Source organism: Parasphingopyxis sp. (assembly GCF_028279465.1).
In the GTDB taxonomy this organism is placed as follows: Bacteria; Pseudomonadota; Alphaproteobacteria; order Sphingomonadales; family Sphingomonadaceae; genus Parasphingopyxis.
Genome location: NZ_JANQNS010000015.1, coordinates 680,709 through 695,603, shown reverse-complemented (window position 1 = coordinate 695,603; position 14,895 = coordinate 680,709). Strand labels below are relative to the sequence as shown.

Annotated in this window: 16 protein-coding genes and 1 tRNA gene; 9 read left to right on the top strand and 8 right to left on the bottom strand. The window is 62.0% G+C overall.

Translation table 11 applies throughout. The features are described from left to right. The 5 genes from Q0974_RS12985 to Q0974_RS12965 all read left to right on the top strand — a co-directional run bounded on the left by Q0974_RS12985 (nucleotide 1) and on the right by Q0974_RS12965 (nucleotide 3,276). On the top strand, nucleotides 1–360 hold the full coding sequence (locus Q0974_RS12985) for a VOC family protein (protein WP_299328258.1): 360 nt from the start codon (nucleotides 1–3) through the stop codon (nucleotides 358–360). A gap of 258 nt (nucleotides 361–618) precedes the next feature. After that, nucleotides 619–1,614: a porphobilinogen synthase gene (hemB, locus tag Q0974_RS12980; protein WP_299328256.1), complete on the top strand. Its 996-nt coding sequence runs from the start codon at nucleotides 619–621 to the stop codon at nucleotides 1,612–1,614. Next, entirely contained in the window at nucleotides 1,611–2,156 is a 546-nt protein-coding gene (locus tag Q0974_RS12975; protein WP_299328254.1) for a GNAT family N-acetyltransferase, read from the top strand. The genes hemB and Q0974_RS12975 overlap by 4 nt, the downstream gene beginning before the upstream one ends. Next, entirely contained in the window at nucleotides 2,153–2,728 is a 576-nt protein-coding gene (locus Q0974_RS12970) for a GNAT family N-acetyltransferase (RefSeq protein WP_299328251.1), read from the top strand. The genes Q0974_RS12975 and Q0974_RS12970 overlap by 4 nt, the downstream gene beginning before the upstream one ends. Then, entirely contained in the window at nucleotides 2,725–3,276 is a 552-nt protein-coding gene (locus tag Q0974_RS12965) for a gamma carbonic anhydrase family protein (RefSeq protein WP_299328248.1), read from the top strand. Before Q0974_RS12970 ends, Q0974_RS12965 begins: the two co-directional genes overlap by 4 nt. 1 nt (nucleotide 3,277) lies before the next feature. Here Q0974_RS12965 and Q0974_RS12960 read toward each other — a convergent pair whose 3' ends face one another. Continuing rightward, nucleotides 3,278–3,781 carry a hypothetical protein gene (locus tag Q0974_RS12960; RefSeq protein WP_299328246.1) on the bottom strand — a complete coding sequence of 168 codons (504 nt, stop codon included), beginning with the start codon at nucleotides 3,779–3,781 and terminating at the stop codon, nucleotides 3,278–3,280. Between the two features lie 81 nt (nucleotides 3,782–3,862). Between Q0974_RS12960 and Q0974_RS12955 the strand changes: the two genes are divergently transcribed. Further along, a tRNA-Arg gene (locus Q0974_RS12955) sits at nucleotides 3,863–3,939 on the top strand. A gap of 133 nt (nucleotides 3,940–4,072) precedes the next feature. Here the strand turns inward: Q0974_RS12955 and Q0974_RS12950 are convergent. The 4 genes from Q0974_RS12950 to Q0974_RS12935 form a co-directional block, all read right to left on the bottom strand. Beyond that, nucleotides 4,073–4,333 (bottom strand): hypothetical protein, encoded by a 261-nt coding sequence (locus Q0974_RS12950; RefSeq protein ID WP_299328243.1) that lies wholly within the window; start codon nucleotides 4,331–4,333, stop codon nucleotides 4,073–4,075. 93 nt (nucleotides 4,334–4,426) lie between these two features. Continuing rightward, a complete protein-coding gene (locus Q0974_RS12945; protein WP_299328240.1) occupies nucleotides 4,427–5,704 on the bottom strand; it encodes an N-succinylarginine dihydrolase in 1,278 nt (425 codons plus the stop codon). A gap of 14 nt (nucleotides 5,705–5,718) precedes the next feature. Continuing rightward, nucleotides 5,719–6,735, bottom strand: coding sequence for an arginine N-succinyltransferase (locus Q0974_RS12940; protein WP_299328238.1), 1,017 nt, complete (start codon nucleotides 6,733–6,735; stop codon nucleotides 5,719–5,721). Further along, entirely contained in the window at nucleotides 6,732–6,890 is a 159-nt protein-coding gene (locus tag Q0974_RS12935; protein WP_299328235.1) for a hypothetical protein, read from the bottom strand. The genes Q0974_RS12940 and Q0974_RS12935 overlap by 4 nt, the downstream gene beginning before the upstream one ends. Nucleotides 6,891–6,961: 71 nt before the next feature. Here Q0974_RS12935 and Q0974_RS12930 point away from each other — a divergent pair, with 71 nt between their 5' ends. Then, nucleotides 6,962–9,058 carry a malate synthase G gene (locus Q0974_RS12930; RefSeq protein WP_299328232.1) on the top strand — a complete coding sequence of 699 codons (2,097 nt, stop codon included), beginning with the start codon at nucleotides 6,962–6,964 and terminating at the stop codon, nucleotides 9,056–9,058. Nucleotides 9,059–9,097: 39 nt separating this feature from the next. On the opposite strand, the gene Q0974_RS12925 is transcribed toward Q0974_RS12930, so the two are convergent. Genes Q0974_RS12925 through Q0974_RS12915 form a run of 3 tightly spaced genes read right to left on the bottom strand, consistent with a single transcriptional unit; the run spans nucleotide 9,098 to nucleotide 11,937 of the window. Then, the gene (locus tag Q0974_RS12925) at nucleotides 9,098–9,574 is read right to left on the bottom strand and encodes an RNA pyrophosphohydrolase (RefSeq protein ID WP_299328228.1); all 477 of its coding nucleotides are present in this window, start codon (nucleotides 9,572–9,574) and stop codon (nucleotides 9,098–9,100) included. Continuing rightward, nucleotides 9,571–10,557, bottom strand: a complete 987-nt coding sequence (locus tag Q0974_RS12920) for an alpha/beta hydrolase (protein ID WP_299328225.1) — start codon at nucleotides 10,555–10,557, stop codon at nucleotides 9,571–9,573. Before Q0974_RS12920 ends, Q0974_RS12925 begins: the two co-directional genes overlap by 4 nt. A 3-nt stretch (nucleotides 10,558–10,560) precedes the next feature. Beyond that, complete coding sequence (locus Q0974_RS12915) at nucleotides 10,561–11,937, bottom strand: MATE family efflux transporter (RefSeq protein WP_299328222.1); 1,377 nt, start codon at nucleotides 11,935–11,937, stop codon at nucleotides 10,561–10,563. Between the two features lie 37 nt (nucleotides 11,938–11,974). Between Q0974_RS12915 and Q0974_RS12910 the strand changes: the two genes are divergently transcribed. Next, the gene (locus Q0974_RS12910) at nucleotides 11,975–12,880 is read left to right on the top strand and encodes a histone deacetylase (protein WP_299328219.1); all 906 of its coding nucleotides are present in this window, start codon (nucleotides 11,975–11,977) and stop codon (nucleotides 12,878–12,880) included. Between the two features lie 80 nt (nucleotides 12,881–12,960). Further along, a complete protein-coding gene (locus tag Q0974_RS12905) occupies nucleotides 12,961–14,835 on the top strand; it encodes a 2-oxoacid:acceptor oxidoreductase subunit alpha (protein WP_299328215.1) in 1,875 nt (624 codons plus the stop codon). The last annotated feature ends 60 nt before the right edge of the window (nucleotides 14,836–14,895 follow it).

The following is a 14,895-nucleotide window of genomic DNA, read 5'->3' as shown; positions in this document are numbered from 1 at the left end:
GTGCAGCTCGATCACATCGTCATCCTCGCCAGCGATATCGAGGCTAGCGTCCGCTGGTACGATAGGCTGCTCGGTCTGATCGGCTTCACCAGGCAACGCGACCATGTCTGGGCCAATGCAGAGGGCTTTGCGGTCGATCTGCGCGAAGCGCGGCGCGACAGCCGAGCCTATGAACGTTTCGGACCGGGGCTCAATCACCTCGGTTTCACGGCTCCCACTATGCAGGCGCTCGAAGCGGTGCGATCGGGAATGGGCGCGGCCGGGTTCGAAGTACCCGAGATCCAGCATTTCGATGACGACCGCGCCGCCTTCTTCCGGGACCCGGACGGATTGCGGGTGGAGATCGCTGTCTACGGCTAGACTCTGTTCGTCATTGCGAGCGTAGCGAAGCAATCCCTCTCCCCGTGCGGGAGAGGGAAAGACGGCGCGTAGCGTCGTCAGGGAGAGGGGGGCAGAGTGAGCGGAGCGAGCGTGGCTGCATGCGCATGGCTCTTCGCCAGTTACCCCTCTCTTACTGCGACTAAGGCAACAAGTTGCCAAGTCTCCGTTTTTCTCTCCCGCAAGGGGAGAGAAGGATGACCGCTAGCCCGTCCTGAAAATCCCCGCTAAACCTCCCGCATGACAAACGCCGCCTATCCTGCCACGCGCCTGCGCCGCACCCGTGCCACAGCCTGGTCGCGCGCGATGGTCGCGGAGAACCGGCTGCATCCATCCGATCTCATCTGGCCGCTCTTCGTGACCGATGGCGATGACGAACAACCCATCGGCACGATGCCGGGCGTATCGCGCTGGCCGGTCGAGCAGATTGCGGAGCGTGCACGTGAGGCGGCGGATGCCGGTATTCCCTGTGTTGCGCTTTTCCCCAATACCCAGCCCGAACTCCGCTCGGACGATGGCGCGGAGGCACTTAACCCTGACAATCTGATGTGCCGCGCGATCGGCGAGATCAAGGATGCCTGTGGCTCGGATATCGGCATCCTCACCGACGTCGCGCTCGATCCGTACACGTCGCACGGCCAGGACGGGCTGGTCGGCGAGAGCGGGCGGGTGCTCAACGATGATACGGTATCCGTGCTCGTCGAACAGGCGCTCAATCAGGCGCGCGCCGGGGCCGATATCATCGCGCCGTCCGACATGATGGATGGGCGGGTCGGCGCGATCCGCGCAGCGCTCGAAGACGATGCGCATACCAATGTGCAGATCATGGCCTATTCGGCGAAATATGCGAGCGCCTTTTACGGGCCGTTCCGCGATGCGGTGGGCAGCGGCGGGCTGCTGAAAGGCGATAAGAAAACCTATCAGATGGATCCGGCCAATGCCGAAGAGGCGCTGCGCGAAGTGGCGTTCGACATTGCCGAGGGCGCCGACAGCGTGATGGTGAAGCCCGGGCTCGCTTATCTCGATATCGTGCGGCGCGTGAAGGCGCGGTTCGAAGTACCGGTCTTCGCCTACCAGGTGTCTGGCGAATATGCGATGATCGAAGCCGCCGCTGCCGCCGGGGCAGGGGATCGCGATGCGTTGGTGCTGGAAACGCTGCTGGCGTTCAAGCGGGCCGGCTGTTCGGGCGTGCTCACCTATCATGCGCTCCATGCCGCGCGCCTGATCGGGTCGTGAGCGGCGCAGCGATTGAGACAGACAGACTGATCCTCAGAAACTGGCGGTTCGAGGACCGCTGGCCCTTTGCCGAGATGAACGCCGACCCGGAGGTCATGCGCTATTTTCCGGCTACATTGAGCCGCGCGGAGAGCGATGCGCTCGTTTGGCGGATCGGGCAGCATCTCGAGCGCCACGGCTTTGGTCTATGGGCCGTCGAACGCAAGGACGACCAGCGATTCCTTGGCTTTTGCGGCCTGGCGCGGATCGAATTCGCCTGTCCGATCGAGGGCGATATCGAGATCGGTTGGCGATTGGCGCGCCATTGCTGGCGCAAGGGCTATGCGTTTGAAGCAGCGTCTGCCTGTCTCGACTGGGTATGGGCGCATCGCGATTTCCCGCGCATCGTTTCGATGACCGCGGAGATCAACGAACCGAGCTGGAGCCTGATGCGCAAACTCGGCATGGAGCATCGCCCGCAACTCGATTTCGATCATCCGAGGATCGCCGACGACAGCCCCCTCAAGCCGCATGTCGTTTATGTCGTGGATCGGCCCGCATGACTGATACGATCATTGAAACTGACCGCCTGATCTTGCGCGACTGGCGCGATACGGATCGCGAACCGGCCTATGCGCATATCAACTCCAACCCCGATGTCATGCGCTGGCTTGATGGCGTGCAGACGCGTGCCGAATGCGACGCGATGATCGATAAGCTAACGGGTCGGCAGGAGCAGTGTGGTCACACATTCTGGGCGCTGGAGCGCAAGGACGATGGCGCGTTGCTCGGCTTTTGCGGTTTGTTGATCACCGAGCGTGAGATCGTGCCGACATGCGGCGAGCCAGAGGTCGGTTGGCGGCTGCGTAAAGACATATGGGGGCGGGGTTATGCAAAGGAGGCTGCCGCGGCTTCGCTGAGCTTTGGGTTCGATACGCTTGGCTTTGAACGCATCCACGCGCTGACGATACCAGAGAACACGCCGTCTTGGGGACTGATGGGGCGGCTTGGCATGACCTATCGCCCCGAACTCGATTATATCGGCACGGACTGGGGCCCGCAGTCGATGCGCGAGATCATCTATACGATAACGGCCGAGGAATGGCGCGAGCGGCGTAAGGAGTTTGAAGCATGAAAGATGTCAGCATAATCCCGTTCAACGGCAAGACGCCGCAGATCCATGAGACAGCCTTTGTTGCGCCGGGTTGTCGGCTGATCGGCGATGTGCGGATTGGTGCGGGTTCGAGTATCTGGTACAATTGCGTGCTGCGCGGTGACGTCAACTATATCGAAGTTGGCGAGCGGTCGAATATCCAGGACGGCACGGTCGTGCATTGCGACGGCGATCACGGGCCCGAGCATCCGGGTACGCCCACCATAATCGGGGATGATGTGCTCATCGGCCATATGGCGATGATCCACGGCACGAAACTCCACGACAAGAGTTTCGTCGGCCTCGGGGCAATCGTCATGGACGGCTGCGAGATCGAAAGCGGCGGGATGATCGCGGCGGGCGGCATGCTGACGCCGGGCAAAATCATCAAGGCCGGCGAGATGTGGGGCGGACGTCCTGCGAAAAAGATGCGCGACCTGACCGAGCAGCAACAGGCGATCAACAATCTGGGCACGATGCACTATGCACAGCTCGCGCCTCTGCATGCCGAGGCGGTGTCCGAATCCTGAGCTACTGCGTTCTGAGCCGCCGGTTCAGGGCGTCATACCGCGCATTCTGGGACTCGTAGAGCGCCGCAACCTGCTCGCGCGCGGCTACGAGCCTGTTGGTTTCCGCGGGGCGGCCGCTTGCGGTCTGCTCGGCCAGCATCGAATCGAGATCGCCGAGCGCCGCGATGGTCTCTGCGCGCGCGGAGTCCAGCGCGGACACCGCGAGTTGCGCTTCGATCCAGGTCTCGCTCTGCATCGAGCTACCGCTTGCCGCAGCAACGGCCCGCTCGGCAGCGGGGTAGGCAGCACCGAAGTCGCGATCGCCAGCGCCAGCCTGGCTCACAAGACGATCGATCTCGGCCGCAAGCGCCGGATCGGCGGCGGACCGAACAGGCGCGATGCCGCGAACCGGCTCGTCGAGCACGCCCTCGATCGACCGTGTCGCAAGCGAAGGCGGTTCGCCCTCCGGGCCTGCGCAAGCGAGCAGCAACAGGGGCGTGGCACATATGGCGGCGCGACGGATCATGCGCTCCTCCTAGGCGCACCTGCTTTTGCCCGCAACGGGGTTGCGCCGCCGCGCCAGTCCGCCTACATGGCGCGTTCCCAAGCGCCCGTAGCTCAGCTGGATAGAGTACCTGACTACGAATCAGGGGGTCGGAGGTTCGAATCCTTCCGGGCGCGCCATACACCTCGCACTAAAGACGCCCGCTGCGCTTAGCGTGTTTTCGCGCTACGATGATGAAGTTGTGCGACGCTGGGCACGACCGGGAATTTCTGCCCGACATCTTCGCTGATGACGGCGTTGCAGCGCTGGCCGCTAGTGCCGGTCCCGCCAGTCTTCGGTAAGCTTGCGCAATCGCTTCTGCCTCGGGCGTTTGGGCGTGGCGTCCAGTATCTTCGCGCCGCCGAGAAAAACGGCACCCGTGCAACACAGCGCGAGGGCGATCCCCATCGGGCCCTTATATTGAATGAGATAGAGTTGCGCGCGCGCCGTTGCGCCGACCGCCAGTGCGTAAATGATCAGATAGGCTTCGAACCGTGTCTTGATGACGAACAGGCGAGCGATGCGCGGCCACATGCATAATAGTTAAGCAAAACCCGTGCCAATCGCGGAAAACTGCGGTTCGCGCGTTGACGGATATGGTAAACTGTAAGTTAATCCGACAGGGGGTCAGATCAGTTCGGTGAGATCGAGCGCTTCGTACAGCGCGCTTCGTGCCGCCGCGATTCGGAGATGGAGATCGGCATCGTCGAGATGGTCCGCATCGATGCTCTCGGGCCAGCCGGTCGCGACGACATCGCGGATCGTATCGAGCTTCGCCTCGTCCATCAGGAAGCGGGTATCGATCGTTGCCGGATCGGCCAGCACGCGCAGGCGCAGACAAGCCGGCCCGCCGCCATTAGCCATCGACTGGCGGACGTCTACGGGGATGAGTTTACGGATCGGTCCGTTACCCGCGACCATTTTTTCGAGCCATGGCCAGACCGTTTCGCTGTCCCGCGATTCCGTCGGCAGGATCAACGCCATGCCTGTCCTGAACTCTGCCGAAGAGCCATCCTCGGGCAGGGTGACGAGCTGCGCGTTGAATAGATAGGTTTTGATAGCCTCATCGAGCGATACCTTGCTTGCCGGCACCTCCACGATAACGACATCGGGCATCTTCGCCTGCAGTTCGGCGAAGAATCCGTCGCGATCGGCAAATGCTTGTTCGTGGCAGAAGAGCACATTTTCGTTCGCGACGGCCACCACGTCATTGTGGAATGCGCCGGCAGCGATGGCTCTGGTCGATTGTTCGACAAATATCGTGCGTTCGGGATCGAGACCATGTTTGCGCGCGACGGCTTTGGACGCCTCGACATGTTGGCGGGCGGGGAAGGGGCCGCCGCTTTCGCCATAGACGAATATCTCGATGCCCGGTTCGCCATGCGCAGCGGTGAGGCGCATGAAGTTGGCCGCCCCCTCGTCGCCAAACGGCGGCGGGACGGGATCATGTACGGCGAAGTGGGCAGCATCCGCAAACGCCAGGCGGAGCTGCGCCAGCGTTTCCGGCCATTCATGACTGCGATGGGGCATGGTCACGAGATTGGCCGGCGTCAGGTGGCAGCGGCCATCCGCCGTATCGGGTGCAGGTGAAACAGTCGCGGCGTTGGCCGTCCACATCGAGGAGGCTGACATGGCGTTGGCGAGCAAGGCGGGACCGGCATGCGCGGTATCTGTTCCAAGCGATTTCAGCCACGCTTCGTCCGGCCGCCGCTGCGGCAGAAACGCACCCTGCACCAATCCAAGCCGGATATTAGCGCGCATCTTCTCGATGCCCTGCAGCGCAGCCGCGCGGGGCTGGGAGATTTTCCCGGCATTCTTCGCCGAGGCGAGGTTGCCGAGGCTGAGCCCGGTATAATTGTGCGACGGGCCGACAATGCCGTCAAAATTGATCTCGACGAGAGACATGTCGCGCTCTCCTCTTAACGGGTGACGTAGCGGACCGGGGTGCCGGTTTCGGCCTGCAGGATATCCGCTGCCTGCGAATCGATTTCGACCTCCGCGTCGCCGAGCATGCCGATATTCGCATAGCAGCAGCGGAAGGATTCGAGCTTCCCGGTCGCAGCGAGCGACCGGCTGCCCTCTTCCCCCTCGATATTGACGATCGTACCTGTCCGGGATTCCGATACGGATTTCACATTGTCGATATCAGCTTCCATCGTCGGCCCGCCGTCGAAAATATCGACATAGTCATTAAAGCGGAAACCCTCGCTTTCGAGCATCCGCATCGCGGCGCGGCCCGACGGGTGCGGCTTGCCGATGACTGAGCGCGCGCTTTCCGGGAGCATGTTCAGATAGATCGGGTGTTTCGGCATCAGGTCTGCGATGAACTGGTTGCCGTTGCGCGCGTTGAACTCGTCGGCTTCTTGGAAAGACATGCCGAAAAACTTGCCGGCCAGCGCATCCCAGAATGCCGATCCGCCGGCTTCATCGATCACGCCGCGCAGTTCGGCGACCAGCTTATCGCCGAACCGTTCGCGATGGTCTGCGATGAACAGATAGCGGCTGCGGGCGAGCAATTTGCCGAGGCCTCCCGCGCGCTCATTGGGATGGAGAAACAGGCCGCCGACTTCGGACGCGCCTTCATAATCCGTTGTCAGCGACAGGATTTTGGAACTGAAAGTGCGATCCAGCTCTTTGCTGCGCTGCGTATAGGTGGTGATGCGATAGCTGTAGAAGGGCCAGCGTTTGCCGACCGCCGCGAATATCTGCGCTGTACCGCGCACATGGCCGGTATTGACGTTTTCGAGCGCGAGCAGAAACAGGTCGTTCGCGGACTCGCCCTCGGTTTTCGCGAACGCCTCTTCGGACCGGGCGAGTTTTTCGTTCAGTGCGCCGCGATCGGGCGGCAGGTTGGTGAATCCGCCCCCGGTCAGTTTGGCCATTTCGTAGAGCTGGTCGACATCGTCGCGGCGCGCGGCGCGGACAACGAAACTCATAATTTTCCCCCATCGGTGAGCCGGATCAGAATGAGTGCCGAAAGCTGCGCCCGTTCCGGCAGGCTATCGGCAATCGTGATCTCTATCATCGCGACCGCCTTAGCCCGAGATGCGGCCTGCGTCACCGCCTTGCATCCCCAATTCGGGTACGGCATAGCGCGTCCTTCTCCTCCCTCTATGTTGATGATCGAAACCCGCGGATCGCATCCGTAAGCCGGGAGTACACATGTCTGATTATGTCGATCGCGCGGGGCTGCGCGTAGCTGCAAGTCTTGCGGAATTCGTCGAAACCGAAGCGCTGGACGGTCTCGGTATAGCGCCCGATGCTTTTTGGCAGGGCGTGGCGGACATCTATCGCGATTTCACGCCGGAAAACCGCGCCTTGCTCGCAAAGCGCGAAGAATTGCAGTCGCAGATCGACGCGTGGCACGAGGCGCGCAAGGGCCAGCCGATCGACCAAGGCGAATATCAAGCGTTTCTGAGCGAGATTGGCTATCTTGTCCCGGAGCCCGAGACATTCAGCATCGGCACCGAAAATGTCGACGACGAAGTCGCGCGCATCGCGGGTCCGCAGCTTGTCGTACCGGTCCTCAACGATCGGTTCCTGCTCAATGCCGCTAATGCGCGCTGGGGCAGCTTGTACGACGCGCTCTATGGTACGGACGTGCTGCCGGGCAGCCCGAAACCGGGCGGCTATGACGAAGAGCGCGGCGCGCAGGTGATCGCTGCCGCGCGCGATCTGCTCGACGAATTCCTGCCGCTCGCCGATGGCAGCTGGAGAGATTTCGAAGGCGGAACGCCTGAGCTGACCGATCCCGGCCAGCTAATCGGCAGGAATGGCAAATCCATGCTGTTCCGGCACAATGGATTGCACATCGAAGTCGTGATCGACCGAGATCATCCCATCGGGAAGACGGACATGGCGGGAATCGCTGATGTGATCGTCGAGGCCGCGCTCACGACTATTGTCGATCTCGAGGATTCGGTCGCGGCCGTCGATGCCGAGGACAAGGTGCTCGCCTATCGCCATTGGCTCGGCCTGATGCGCGGTGATCTCGAAGCGTCTTTCGAGAAGGGTGGCAAGACGATGACGCGCGCGCTCAGTGCCGACCGCGACTATACGGGCATGGACGGGGCGGCGTTTTCGCTGCCCGGGCGCAGCCTGCTGTTCGTCCGCAATGTCGGACATCTGATGACCAATCCGGCGGTGCTGCTGCCGGATGGAGAAGAGGCGCCGGAGGGCATTCTCGACGGTATCATGACCAGCCTGATCGCGATGTACGACCTCAAGAGTCTCGGGAAGTACCGAAACAGCCGAGCGGGTTCTGTCTATATCGTGAAACCCAAGATGCACGGGCCGGAAGAATGCGCGTCCACCAACCGGCTGTTCGATGCGATCGAAGATATGCTTGGGCTGGATCGCCACACGATCAAGGTCGGCGTGATGGACGAGGAACGGCGGACATCGGCCAATCTCGCGGCCTGCATCCATGCCGTCAAAGACCGGATCGTCTTCATCAACACCGGTTTTCTCGACCGTACGGGCGATGAGATTCACACCTCGATGCGGGCAGGCGCGATGATGCGCAAAGCGGCGATCAAGGAGGCGGAGTGGCTGCAGGCCTATGAGGATCGCAATGTGCGGATCGGGCTCGCGGCCGGTTTTTCCGGCAAGGCGCAGATCGGCAAGGGTATGTGGCCTGCGCCCGATCTGATGGCGGACATGACGGAGGCCAAGATCGGCCATCCGCAAAGCGGCGCTAACTGCGCCTGGGTACCAAGCCCGACCGGTGCGACGCTGCATGCGCTTCACTACCATCGGGTAGATGTTTTCGCGCGGCAGAAAGAACTGGCGGACGAACCGATTCCGGCGCTGGAAAAGCTCCTCACCATTCCGCTGGCCGATGGCACCAACTGGTCGCCGGAGGAAATCCGTGAGGAGCTCGACAATAATGCACAGGGCATACTCGGTTATGTCGTGCGCTGGATCGACCAGGGCGTCGGCTGTTCGAAGGTGCCGGACATTCATGACGTCGGCCTTATGGAAGACCGCGCGACGCTCCGCATCAGCTCGCAGCATATGGCCAACTGGCTGCACCATGGCGTGTGCAGCGCGGAGGAAGCCGATGCGGCGCTCGAACGAATGGCGGCGAAGGTCGATGCACAGAATGCAAGCGATCCAGCCTATGTGCCGATGGCCGACAATAAAGACGGCGCGGCCTATCAGGCAGCCCGCGATCTCGTCTTCAGGGGCGCTGAACAGCCGAGCGGCTATACCGAGCCGCTGCTCCACGCTTATCGACGGAAAGTGAAGGACAACTGATTCGTCGCCGACCGCGGGAGGAGCGTCGCGGGCGTAATCTCAGAGATAGTCTGAAAATTCTGCGAGAAGCTGTTTGTAAAGTCGCTTTTTGAAGGGCACAATCATCCTTGGCAGTTCCAATGGATCAGCCCATTTCCAGGCGCGGAATTCCTGATGGTCGGTCTCGATATTGACGTCGCTGTCCGCGCCTTCGAACCGTGCGAGGAACCAGCTTTGCCGCTGGCCGCGATATCTGCCCTTCCAGATCTTGCCGATCAGTTCGTCCGGCAAGTCATATTGCAGCTCGCGCGAGGCCCGGGCGATCAGTGACGTCTTGGCCGGGGCGATGCCCGTTTCCTCCTCAAGTTCGCGGAATGCTGCGGATTCCGCATCCTCGTCCTTGTCGATACCGCCTTGCGGCATCTGCCAGGCCTCGCTGCTCGAATCCATCCGCTGGCCGACAAAGACCTGCCGGCTATGGTTGAGCAGCATCACGCCGGCGCAAGGCCGGTAGGGCAAATCTGCGCTTTTGGTCATTCGGCAGCGGCGGCCTGTTCCGGCGCGGCGTCTTCTTCGATTTCGGCCAGGATCAGCTTGAGCGCCTCGAGACAGGCCACGACATCGTCATGTGCAGAGGGGATGATTTTCCGCAGGTTCGCGAAACCGTGAATATTGCCGCCGGCCTCGCGATAAACGGTATGCACGCCGCCCGCGATCAGCTTGCCCGCATATTCGCGGCCCTGATCGCGCAGCGGATCGAGCCCGGCCGTGACCAGCACAGTCGGCGGCAGTCCAGTGGTATCCTTGAGCACCGGATTGAGCCGCCAGTCGGTTTCGTCGCCGGCATAATGGTTGCCGAACCATTCCATCGTCGCGGATTCCAGAAGAAAACCCTCGGCGAAATCCTGCATCGATCCGCCGTCTGCGCTCATATCGGTCGCGGGATAGATCAGCCATTGGGCGATGACGGGCACATCCGCCGGTTCGTCGCGCAGCGCCAGTGACGTCACGGCGGCGAGATTGCCACCCGCGCTGTCACCCGACGGGATAAGGCCAGTCACCTGCAAGCCCAGTTCGGTCGGGCTGCTTGCTATCCAGCGCGCTGCTGCGATGCAGTCTTCGGGCGCGGCGGGGAAAGGGTTTTCCGGGGCGAGCCGGTAATCGACCGAAACGACGGGCAGATCGAGCGTCGAGGCGGTTTCGCCGCATAGACCGTCATGCGTTTCGATATTGCCGATCACGAAACCGCCGCCATGGAAGAAGACGACGACCGGGCCGGGCTCGCGATTCTCACGGGTGTCGTAGAGCCGTGCGGGAATATCGCCGGCCGGGCCGGGGAGCGCGAAGTCCCGCTTTACCGCAAGATCACCGCAAGGCCGCTCGGCCATGGTGAAGATCATGTCCATCATCGCTCGCGCGGTTGCCGGATCGGACTCATGCGCCTTGGGGCCTTCCTGGGCGGAGAGAAGATCGAGCATCATCTGCACATCGGGGCGGACATAGGGCGTCGCTTGGGACATTATTCACTCTCCGGATTGCGGGTTCGTTTTGCTCGTATGTATAGGCGCAAAGGTGCGCGCGGCAAGTCGCGGCGTCAGCGCAAACTGGCCGGCCGCGCGGATGATCAGAAATACCGTGAAACTCAGCCACAGTCCGTGATTACCGAGTGGCGCCGTGAGCCACAGCATCAGGCCATAAGCGAGAAACGCGACCGCCATCGTCGCCAGCATCGCCCGCGTCCATGTCGCCCCGACGAACACGCCGTCCATGACGAAGGAGGCAACACCGGCGAGCGGCAGGGCGAGAAGCCAGATATCGTAACGCAGCACGGTTGCGACGACCTGCGGATCGGTCGAAAAGCTGGCGACGATCGGGCCGGAGACGAGGGCGAAGACGCCCGTCAGGATCAGCGCTGTGCCGATCCCGCGCAGCATGATGCGGCGGACGGTCAGGTCGAATCCCTCGCGATCCTTCGCGCCGATGGTTTCGCCGCACAGCACTTGCGCGGCATTCTCGAAGCCATCGAGCAACAGCGCCGTCAGCATGAACATCTGGAAGAGGATCGCATTGGCCGCGAGGATATCGGTGCCCTGCAACGCGCCTTGCCGCGTCACCAGCATGATGGCGATGGTTAGCAGGAGCGTTCGCAAGAACAGGTCGCGATTGACACGGAACAGGGCGCCCATGCGGCTCGTATCCCACAAGTCGGTATGACCCGCCGCCGTCTTCAACTCGGCGAGTTTCGCGCTTGGCAGGATAGCGAGAACGAGCAGCCCGCATTTTCCGGATTCGACGATCAGGCTCGCATAGGCGATTCCGGCAACGCCCCAATCCCAGACGAGCACGAACAGCACGCCGAGCCCTACATTGACGACATTCGCCGCGACCTCGATCGCCAGCACTGTCCGCATGCGGCGCAGCCCGATCAGCCAGCCGATCAGCGCCGCGTTCAGCAGCCAGGCCGGTGCGGCCCAAAAACGGATATCGATGTAAAGCTGCGCATCGGCGCACACATCCGGGCCGGCCTTGAGAAAATCGAGGCCGAGCGGCACGATCAGGGGCTTGGTGAGTAGCAGCAACGCGCCGATCGCCAGCGCGATTACCGAGGCGCGCAGCAGGGCGGCGATCTTCTCCGTTTCGTTTTGCTGGCCGACGGCCTGGGCGGTCAGCCCGGTAGTCGCCGTTTTCAGGAAATTGAAGAGGACGAGCAAGCTGATGACGAGCCGCGCGCCGAGCTCCACCGCGCCTTGCGCCGTCGCCTGGCCGAGCTGGCCGATGATCCAGATATCGGCGATTCCGATAAGTGCGGTCGCGACATTGGTCGCCATCGCGGGGAGCGCGATCGACCAGATCGCGCGCGGATCGTGCGAGGCAAGGCGCTGCGGCATTGGCTGGGTCATAGTCTCCCGCATCCGCAGCGCCTATATGCTTTGCGCGATGCTGCATTTCGTCCATCATTCCAGCTATGTCGCGCCGGCGCCCAGGGGCAGCGCATTTCGCTTCAACAAATATGGTCTGGTCCGCGAGGCGCTCGAAACGAGCGGGTCCGCAATGACGATCCATGCGCCGAATCCGATGCCGCGCGAGTGGATCGAAGACGTACATGACCATGACTATGTCGATGAGGTCATGATGGCAACCGTGCCGAAGGCGAAGGAACGACGGATCGGTTTCGCAGTAACGCCTGATATCCGCGAACGTTCCTTGCTGGCGCAGGGTGGCACATGGCTCGCGGCGCTGCTGGCGCTGGAACACGGCTTTGCGGCGAACGGGGCAGGGGGCAGCCATCATGCGCTGCCCGATACCGGGGCCGGTTATTGCGTGCTCAACGATCTCGCCGTCGCGGCGAACCGGCTCGTGGCCGAAGGCCGGGCACGGCGCGTGCTGGTGCTCGACTGCGATGTCCATCAGGGGGACGGCACGGCCGTCTTGCTCGCCGGACAGCCGGAAATGTTCACGCTTTCCCTGCATGCGGAAAAGAATTTCCCGGTGCGCAAGGCGCGCTCTTCGCTCGACATAGGCTTGCCCGACGGGCTGGCGGATGCCGGCTATCTTGATACGCTGGAAAGCAATCTCCGCGCTGCGCTTGATCAGTTCGCGCCCGATATCATCCTCTATCAGGCCGGCGTCGATCCGCATCGCGACGACCGGCTCGGGAGGCTGGCGCTCAGCGACGCCGGACTCGAAGCCCGCGAACGGCTTGTGATGCGCGAAGCGCGGCGGCGCGGCGTGCCGCTCGCCAGCGTATTGGGCGGCGGATATGGGGACGATCATGGCACGGTCGCTGCGCGCCACGCGCGGACGATCCTCTCGCTGGCCCATGAAGCGCAAAAGCATGGCTGACCGGCTTGTGAGTTTTTCTATTTTGTTCGGCGGCCTAGCTGTGCATAGGTGCAAATTAATGGAACATATTGGGTGAGATAATGGCCAGCGCGGCAGAGACTATTAAAGACAATTCTCCCGAAGACGCGGCATCGGTCGTCGTCCGATTCGCCGGCGATAGCGGCGACGGTATGCAGTTGACCGGCGGGCAGTTTACGCTTTCAACGGCGCTCGCGGGCAATGATCTGGCGACCTTCCCGGATTTTCCGGCCGAAATCCGCGCGCCGCAGGGTACGCTGTTCGGCGTGTCGGCCTTCCAGATTCATTTCGGGAGCCGCGCGATCCGCACTGCGGGCGACGAACCGGATGTGCTCGTCGCGATGAACCCGGCGGCATTGAAAACCAATGTCGACGATTTGCGCAATGGCGGGTTGATCATCGCCGACAGCGGTGCGTTCGGCGAGCGCAATCTCTCCAAGGCCGGCTATATCGAAAATCCGCTCGAAGACGGTTCGCTCGCCAAATGGCAATTACTGTCGCTCGACATGACCGAGATGACGCTGGAAGCGGTGAAGCCCTTCGGCCTCGGCAACAAGGAAGCTTTGCGCTGCAAGAATATGTGGACGCTTGGGCTCACGCTCTGGATGTTCGATCGCAAGCGCAAGCCGATTATCGACTGGCTCAACGCGAAATTCGCGAAAAAACCGGAGATCGCCGAAGCGAATATCGCGGCGCTCAATGCCGGTCATGCCTATGGCGAGACGGCGGAATTGGGTTACGCGTTTCAACCACGCCATGTCGACGCCGCGCCGGCGGAGCCGGGTCTGTACCGCACGGTTACCGGCGCCGAGGCGATTTCTTTGGGCCTGCTGGCGGGGGCGAAGCTGGCCGATCTACCGATGTTCTTCGGTGGTTATCCGATCACGCCGGCCTCGGCGATCCTGCACCACCTCTCCCGGCTCAAACAGTTTGGCGTCACAACCTTCCAGGCGGAAGACGAAATCGCGGCGATAGGCGCCGCGATCGGCGCATCTTACGCGGGATCGCTTGGTGTGACGTCATCGTCCGGGCCGGGTATCGCGCTCAAGGGCGAGGCGATGGGCTTGGCGATCATGACCGAGCTGCCGCTGGTGATCGTCAATTCGCAGCGTGGCGGGCCGTCCACGGGCCTGCCGACCAAGACCGAACAGTCGGACCTGTATCAGGCCGTCTATGGCCGCAACGGCGACGCGCCGATGCCGGTGTTGGCCGTGCGCTCGCCGTCCGATGCATTCGATTGCGCGATCGAGGCCTGTCGCATCGCCACGCGCTTCATGACGCCGGTTATGTTGCTCACCGACGGCTATATCGCCAATGCCGCCGAGCCCTGGAAAATGCCGGATGTCAACGCGTTCAAGCCGTTTCCTGTCAAACATTATGAAGAAGTGCCGGCCGAAGGCGAACATTTCAATCCCTACAGCCGAGACGAAAAGCTGGCCCGCCCCTGGGTCAGACCGGGCACACCGGGCCTGATGCACCGGATCGGAGGCATCGAGAAAGCCTCGAACAGCGGCAATATCGATTATTCGCCCGAAAACCATCAGGAAATGACCGATATCCGCGCGCAGAAAATCCTGAATGTCGCGGACGATATTCCGGAGCAGGAGATCGATCTTGGCGATGGCAGCGAAACGCTCGCTGTGGTTGGATGGGGCTCGACCTATGGACCGATCCATCAGGCGGTGACCCGGGCGCGTCACAGGGGACAGAGCGTTGCGCAGATCCATTTGCGCCATATCTGGCCGCTGCCGCGCAATCTCGGCGATTTGCTGCGCGGCTTCGACAAGATTCTTGTGCCCGAGATGAACAAGGGACAGCTGAAAACCGTGCTGCGCGATCAGTATCTCGTCGATGCGAAACCGCTGAACAAAGTCTCCGGCCAGCCTTTCCGCATTTCGGAAATCGAGGCCGCGATCACGGAGCATCTCGATGGATGAGAAACCCAAAAGCGTCATGCCGCTGGTCGGCATGCTCATCGTGATCGTCGCGATTATCTA